Genomic DNA, 7,766 nt, shown 5'->3' with positions numbered 1-7,766 from the left:
ACCGGTGCCAGGCACCGGGCTGCACGGCCCGATCGCGACTGCAGGTGCACCACCTGCACTACCGCTCCCATCAGGGCGGGGACGAGGAATGGAACAAGCTCTCGCTCTGCGACTTCCACCACAGGGAGGGAGAGCACGGGGAATTGGCGCACTGCTGGGGTCGAGCGCCTCTCGATGTGTATTGGCGTTTGGGATGTGAAGAGCTCGCCACCTGGTACCGCAACGAGAGGCAGCTCGAGCAGGGAGAACTCGCCGGCGTGGACGAATTGAGGCCCGAGAACCCAGACATGGATGAGCTCGAAAGCATGAACGAGTTCAGGACCGAAAGCGGAGACGAGTAACACGCCGGCGCTTCGGGGCACGTTCGTTTCGTCCTGCCGAGGTCCTTCGGGTCTCTACGGCGCGCTGGCCGGTTTCCTGGTCAACTCCGCCGGCGCCGGTTCGAGGATCGTCGTGGCCGCGTCGATCCTGGCGGCGTAGGCTTCGAGCAACTGGGCCGCGATGACCACCTGTGCCTCCGCCTCCCGCCAGCGCCGGAGCTCGAGGGCCTCGCGGACGCCGGGTAGCGTCTTCACCCCATACCCCGTGTATTGACCCGGGGCATAGACGTGGTGCACGTACCAGGGCCGTCCAGGTAACCCCTCAGGGCGGGTGAGAGCACGCTCGCAACCCATGAGCGCTTGATCGAGCGCGGCGCGCTCGGCCGGGGCGAGGGGCTTGCTACCAGCGCCGCGCGCGAGCGCCGCCTTCTCGTGAGCACGGGCGCTCTTCTGCAGCACGCCGAGAGCATTCTCGAGGGGCGCGAAGTTGAGATGCGGCACCGCATCGTCCGGCTTCGGCAGGACATAGGGCTTGGTAGGATCGAAGTAGGCAGTGAAGGTGCCTTCATCGAGGCGGCGGTTCTTCTCCTCCGATTCGTCGCGCATGTCGTCGGCCAGCTTGCTGACTTCCTTGACGTAGCGCTCGATGGTCGCGGTGAAGCGGCCGAACTCGAACGGGAGCACCGTGGCGCTGGCGAGGCGCAGCACGACGCGCCCTGTCGTCCGGGCCATGGCGAGGCCGTAGTCGAAGTTCGGATCCATGAAGCGCCGGTAGTGATCGAAGCTGTCGTAGATCGAGTGGTACTGGCCATACTCGTCCTCGCCGCCGTAGCCCAGGCTGAGGGCGGCGATGCCGAGATGCTGGAGGAAGGGCGTGTAGTCCGAGCCCGACCCGAGAGCGCCGATGCGCAACATCCCCGTCTCGCGGGCCGCCTTCCGTTCCTCCTCCGTACCTTGGAGGATGAGGGCGGCGCGGGCGCGTTCGAGGACGGAAACGTTCTTCTCCGGATCGACGACATCCCGGGCCACCTGGTTGATGAATGTCTCCAAGGTGTGCGAGCCGGCCATCTCGAGCAGTCCGCGCGCGTTGCTGTCGGTGTTGATGTAGACCACCGCCTTGCGGCGCAGCTCCGCGGCGTGCGTCTCCACCCATTCCGTCGACCCGAGGAGCCCCTCTTCCTCGCCGTCCCAGGCGGCGTAGACGATGGTGCGAGCCGGCTTCCAGCCGTTCCGGGCCAGACCAGCCACGGCGCGTGCTTCCTCCAGCAGCGCCACCAAGCCGCTCACCGGATCCGTCGCGCCGTTCACCCAGGCGTCGTGGTGGTTACCGCGCAGGATCCATTCGTCCGGGAGCTCGGTGCCGCGAAGCGTCGCGATCACGTCGTTCGCCGGCACCACCTTCCAGTCGAACTCGAGACGCAGGTGCACCCGCGCCGGCCCGGGGCCGAGGCGATACGGAAGGGGCAGGGAGCCTCGCCACGCCTCGGGCGCCATCGGCCCGCCGATGGCCCTGAGCAACGGCACGGCGTCGCTGTAGGCGATGGGGAGCACCGGGATCTTGGTCAACGTCTGCGCCCGGCGCAGGTCGGGCTTCGCCGTCTTCTTGGTGGCGCCCACCCCCGGCGTCAGGGGATCGCCGGAATAAATCGGCATGTCCGCCACCGAGCCGCGCTGCGCCGAGCGTTCGCTGCGCCAGCCGCCCTTGGGGTAGACATCGCCCTCGAAGTAGCCGTCGCCACGCGGGTCGGAATAGATGATGCAGCCGACCGCACCCTTCTCCGCCGCCACCTTCGGCTTGATGCCGCGCCACGAGCCGCCGTAGCGCGCCAGCACGATCTTGCCGCGCACGTCGATGCCCCGCCGCTCGAGCTCCTCGTAGTCCTTCGGCACGCCGTAGTTCACGTAGACGAGCTCCCCCGTGACGTCACCGTCCACGGAGTAACAGTTGTAGATCGGCAGCTGCGTGTCGGTCTGGCCGGAGGTCGCGTCCTCCGGAAGCGCTGGCTCGACGAGGGCCGCAGTGAAGGGCTCGGGCGCCACCATCTCGAGCACGCGCACCCGGGGCGTCGGGAAAAGGACATAGAAGGTCTCGATGCGCGTCTCGTAGCCCCAGGAGCGGAACAGATCGGCGATGAACTCGGCGTTCTCCTTGCCGTAGGCCGAGCCGAGATGATGGGGTTGGGCCGAGAGGCGCTGCATCCAGTTGCGCAGGTTGTCCCGGTTCAGCACGGCGTCGAACTGCGCTTCCAACGTGTGCTGCGCCGCAGCGCGTTCGTCGCTGAAGCCGAGGATCGATGCGGGCGCCTCGGCGCCTGCCGTGCCGTTCAGCATGACGGCGGCGCAAAGTCCCGAGAGCAGAGGGCGGACGGCGGCGTGGACGCGCATTGCGGGGCCTCCTGTGGCCGTGGCGGTGAGAGGGAACCCTAGCAATCGGCCCCGTTTCTGTCCACGCGGTGCCAACAGCGCCCATCGCCCGCGCAGCCGCGCCCACGGCCCGTTCCAGCCTGGCCGGCACTCTTCGCCCCAGGGTGTCGTTCGCAGGTGCCGGCGCCATCGACGTGTATACTGCCGCGATCGCGTCACCGTTTCGCCGGGAGAACCAGCATGGGACGACACGAATCGGGCCAGCACCGGTCGCATCGAGACGGTCGGGCGCTGTTCGTCCCGGTCTGCCTGGGGCTTTTCGCCGTCCAGACCATGCTGTTCTCGGGATGCGCTCCGGCCCCCGCCGCGCGCCCCGATGCCGGGCTTCGCATCTACCTGGCGCGGCACGGCCAGACCGATTGGAATGCGGCCCGCAAGCTGCAAGGCCAGTCCGACACCCACCTGGACGAGAAGGGTCGGGCGCAGGCAGCGCAGCTGGCCGAAGCGCTCCGTGGTGTGCCGCTCGACGCCGCCTATTCCAGCACCTTGAGCCGCAGCCGGGAAACGGCGGAGGCCGCCCGCGGCAGCACTCCCCTCACCGCCCTCGACGGGCTGCGGGAACAAGCGCTCGGCAAGTTCGAAGGTCTCGCGCTCGCGGGCAACGATTCGACGGCGGTCGCGGAGTACCAGCGCCGGAGCAAGGATCCGGACGACGCACTGGATGGCGGCGAGTCGACGAACCAGTTCTACGCTCGGGTGCGGACCACGGTGCAGACGATCCTGGAGCGCCATCCGTCGGGGACGATCCTCATCGTCGGCCACAGCGGTACGAACCAGATGATCCTCCGTGTCCTTTTCGAACTGGAGCCGGCACAGGCCGCCTCGATCCGCCAGGCCAACGACGAGATCTACCTGATCGAGCGCGCCCCGGGCGGACAGCCCCGGCTGTGGAAGCGCATCACCGCCGGCAATCTCGGCGACCTCTGAGCCACAGTCGAATCTTGTGTACACGAAGTTGGCGATTCGTTCTAAGATTCGCGGCTGCCCCGGTGCGGCATTTTTCCAGCGTGTCGTGTGCCGCATGAGAGCAATGAAGCTTTCGGGCGCAGGCGCGAAGGAGTTGGCGTGCGTCGACGGAGCGTGAGCGATCGAGACCGTTTCTGCTGCACCAGGGTGTTCTTTCGTTCAAGGGCCAGAACGTGTGCAGTCCTTTGGATGGTAGGTGTACCGATGCTGCAGTCGGCGTCGTGGTCCCAGAACCAACCCCGGGGCACAGCGCCCCCGGATTCCATCATTCCCCCTCAGCTTCGTTCGTCAAACGGACTGAGTTTCCACGCGCGCCCAGGCCCGGACTGCAAGGCCTTCTTGTTCACCAATGCCGGCGGCTACCTCAGGCTGGGATCGAGCAATGGGGGAGGCCTGCTGCGCGGCATCGCGGATTGGGGCGCCATGGTGAATGTGACCCCTCGCAACGCTGTAGGCGGCTCCTGGTTCGTCACGGCCGACGAGGACGAATTCACGATGGGGCCATCTCTCCGCTACCGGCGTTGGTTCGAGCGCGGCGGATCGTTGGACTTGTCGGTCGGGACTCCGATAGCCAATAGCGATGGCGACGTGAAGGCCGGCTCCGTGTTCGCCCTCGTCAAGTACAACCCGGTACACTGGTTCGGCCTCGCCGTGCGGCCGGAGTACCTGCGCCGCACCGAGTTCAGCTGCACCCAGACCTGCACGGAGTACACTTCGAGTTCCGGACGCGTCTACGCGGGAGCTGAGTTTGGCTGGTATCCGGGACTGTTTCTGACTCTTGGTGCAGGTATCCTCGTCGGTTTCCTCGTGCTGGTGCTTCTCGCCGCCGGTTACTAAGAGCCCGTGGTAGGCTCTACGTCCATGCACCCACGGGCGCAAGATTCCGTGAGCCGTCGGCGGCGGAGCCTGGAGCTGCGGTCCACCTTCCTTGTGACGCGCCGTGTCCTAGGCGGAAGGAACACCGCGATCATTCTGACTCTCGCCCTGGTCGGCGCCGCGTCGGGCGGGCGAGCGGCGCAGAACTGGCCCATCCTCCGTCACGACATCCAGGTCGCTGTGGAGCCTGCGAAGAGCCGGCTGCAAGCGACCGATGCGATCGATCTGGGACCGCCGCCGAATCCCACCGGTCCGCTCGCGCTCCTCCTTCACAAGGGCCTCACGGTCGAGTCCATCCAGCTCGGGAAAGAGCGGTTGCAGTTCGAGACGGCGGCGACTTTCCAACCGCGACACTTCTGGGCGAAGCCGGACTACGAACGCATGCAGGACTACGCCGCGGCCCGCGAGCTCACCGTGCACCCGCCCGCCACAGGCTGGCCGGCTACGGTGCGCCTCGAGCTTCGTTACGCTGGCGCCATCTACGACAGCCTGAAGCCGCCCAAGGTGGCGTACGAACGCAGCTTCGAAGAGACCTCGGGGCTCATCGACGCGCGCGGCGTTTATCTCGAGGGCTCGACTTTCTGGATTCCCTGGAGCGGCGAAGGGCTCTTCCGCTATCGCCTGACGGCGCGCGTGCCGGCGGGCTGGGAGAGCATGAGCCAGGGCACCTGGGCGGAACGCCGCGCTGCCGCCGATGGCAGCGTCGAATCGCTCTGGGTCGTGGAGACGCCGATGAACGAGGCCTATCTCGTCGCCGGACCCTACAAGGTGCGCAAGAAGGAGCATGGGAAGGTGATGGCCTACACCTTCACCTATGCAGAGACGCCCGAGGATCTCTGCAACACCTACCTCGATGCCACCGGTACCTATCTCCAGATGTACGAGCAGATGCTCGGACCCTATCCGTTCGACAAGTTCGCTCTGGTGGAGAACTGGTGGCAGACGGGCTACGGCATGCCGAGCTTCACCTTGCTCGGAGACCGTGTGATACGGCTCCCCTTCATCGTGCACACGAGCTACGGCCACGAGATCTTGCACAACTGGTGGGGGAACGGCGTCTTCGTGGCCGAGGGCAAGGGGAACTGGTCCGAGGGGCTGACCTCGTACCTGGCGGACTACACCTACAAGGAGCGGGAAGGCGAGGCCGCCGCACGCGACTACCGGCTGAGCCAGCTGCAGGGGTATCTGGATTACGCCAGCTCCGGCGGGCGCGACTTCGCCCTGCGGCGCTTCACCGAGCGCGAGAGCCCGGCGACGCAGGCGGTGGGCTACGGCAAGACGATGATGGTCTTCCACATGGCCCGGAAGCTCTGGGGCGATGCGGTGTTCTTCACGGCGCTGAGGCACTTTTACAAGGAGAAGTTGTTCCAAGAAGCCAGCTGGGACGACCTGGTCCGCAGCTTCGCGGTGACGGTCGAGGCGGACTCAGCGCCCGGCGGCGCGGCAGGCGCGGCGCCGCCCCTGGTCACTCCCTGGTTCGAGCAATGGATCGGACGGCCCGGTGCCCCGGTGCTTTCCGTCAGCCGCGGTCCCGCGTCTGCTGGCGGACCGAGGCTGGAGATCCGCCAGGCGGAGCCCTTCTACGACTTGCGCGTGCCGATCCGCTACGAGTTGGGCGGCGAGATGCGGTCGCGCGAAGTCGAGCTCCGCAGCGCCTCGGCAACCATCCAGCTCGAACCGGGAGCGCGCTGGGTGGCTGTGGACCCGGACATGGAGCTCTTCCGCAAGCTGCATCGAGCCGAGATCCCTCCGGCGCTCTCCCATGTTCTCGGCGCCGATTCGACCTTCGTCGTCATCGGCTCGCGCTGCACGCCGAAGATGGCCGCAGCCTTGCGGGCCCTCGCCTCCACCTGGAGCCACAACCACGACCAGGTCCTGGTGGACGAGCGCGACTTCCGGCGCACGGTCGGCCGTGGCGTTTGGCTCTTCGGCGAGGGTGATCTCGTCGACCGATGCTTCGCGAGCTCCGGGGCGTTTGGCGACGCGCCCCTCAAGCTGCGCACCGCGGCCAGTACCGCCGGACGCTCGCTCGTTGCGTGCTTCCGCGACGCCGAGCGCGAAGAAATCGCCTGGACCGTGGTTTTGCCCGCCACGCCCGCGGTCGTGGAGGCGCTGGGGAAGAAGCTGCCCCACTATGGTCGCTATTCTTACCTTGCCTTCGAAGGCGAGACGAATGTGGACAAGGGCAACTGGCAGGTGCAGAGTTCTCCCCTACGACTGGACCTGACGCATTGAAGGAGAGGACGGGAGCATGGTGTTCCGGTGTGGGCAGATCCGCGTGTGCCAAGGGGTGTTGTCTCTCGTGGCAGTCGCCGCAGTGGTCTCGGCGGCATGGGGGCAGGAGAGTGCCAGCGCGCGACTGCGGCAGGACGTGGAGACGCTGTGCTCCGAGACCTACGAAGGCAGAGGCGCAGGCACGCCAGGGCTCGCCAAAGCTGCCACTCTCATTGAAGAGCGATTCCGGGCTCTTGGTTTGCGTCCCCTGGGTGAAGCTGGTTTTCGCCAAGAGTGGAAGGCGCCGGACAGCACACTCGTGGTGAACCTGATCGGCGTGCTCGGCGGGACTGCGGGAGACAGTGCAACGTCCCAGGCTGCGGGAGGTAAACCTCACCATGTGGTCCTCGCGGCGCATTACGACCATCTCGGCCGTGGCGCGCTGGGCTCGGCGAATCAGGGGCAGCTCCACCCGGGCGCCGACGACAACGCTTCGGGGGTGGCCGTGCTCCTCGAATGTGCCCGGCGGCTGCGGGAGCAAGAGCCTCCCGCCCACTCCGTCGTCGTCATCGCCTTCGGCGGCGAGGAGTCGGGGCTTCTCGGCAGCGCCCACTATGTCGAGCATCCGGTGCTGCCGCTCGCGGAATGCACCGCCATGGTGAACCTCGATACGGTGGGGCGTTTGTTCGGCAACCCGCTCACCGTCTTCGGCACGAGCACGGCGCAGCAGCTCCCCGACGTGCTGCGCGGCGTGAACACCGCCTTCGGTTTCGACCTGCAGCTGCCGGAGAAGGATCCAGGCGGTAGCGACCAGAAGAGCTTCGTCGGGCGCGGCGTGCCGGCTATCCAGCTGTTCACCGGGGCGAACGCCGACTACCACCGGCCGGGGGACACGCCGGACAAGCTCGACTACGCCGGGCTCGAGCGCATCGCGGGCTTCACGAGCGAGCTGGTGCGCTATCTCGC

General features: G+C 67.0%; 6 protein-coding genes. 5 read left to right on the top strand and 1 reads right to left on the bottom strand.

The features are described 5' to 3' along the window. Positions 1-341: hypothetical protein (locus VFE28_09265; protein ID HZM16178.1), on the top strand; the 341-nt coding region annotated here is incomplete at its 5' end. A gap of 54 nt (positions 342-395) precedes the next feature. Here VFE28_09265 and VFE28_09260 read toward each other — a convergent pair. Further along, positions 396-2,705, bottom strand: a complete 2,310-nt coding sequence (locus VFE28_09260; protein HZM16177.1) for a M28 family metallopeptidase — start codon at positions 2,703-2,705, stop codon at positions 396-398. A 219-nt stretch (positions 2,706-2,924) separates the two neighbouring features. Between VFE28_09260 and VFE28_09255 the strand changes: the two genes are divergently transcribed. The 4 genes from VFE28_09255 to VFE28_09240 all read left to right on the top strand — a co-directional run. Continuing rightward, entirely contained in the window at positions 2,925-3,671 is a 747-nt protein-coding gene (locus VFE28_09255; protein ID HZM16176.1) for a histidine phosphatase family protein, read from the top strand. A 378-nt stretch (positions 3,672-4,049) separates the two neighbouring features. Beyond that, entirely contained in the window at positions 4,050-4,547 is a 498-nt protein-coding gene (locus VFE28_09250) for a hypothetical protein (GenBank protein ID HZM16175.1), read from the top strand. Between the two features lie 48 nt (positions 4,548-4,595). Further along, on the top strand, positions 4,596-6,821 hold the full coding sequence (locus tag VFE28_09245) for a M1 family aminopeptidase (GenBank protein ID HZM16174.1): 2,226 nt from the start codon (positions 4,596-4,598) through the stop codon (positions 6,819-6,821). A 16-nt stretch (positions 6,822-6,837) separates the two neighbouring features. Next, positions 6,838-7,766: M20/M25/M40 family metallo-hydrolase (locus tag VFE28_09240; GenBank protein HZM16173.1), on the top strand; the 929-nt coding region annotated here is incomplete at its 3' end.

This window comes from Candidatus Krumholzibacteriia bacterium, assembly GCA_035649275.1.
GTDB lineage: Bacteria > Krumholzibacteriota > Krumholzibacteriia.
Note: the sequence above shows the minus strand (reverse complement) of the source record. Positions and strands in the feature narration are given on the sequence as shown.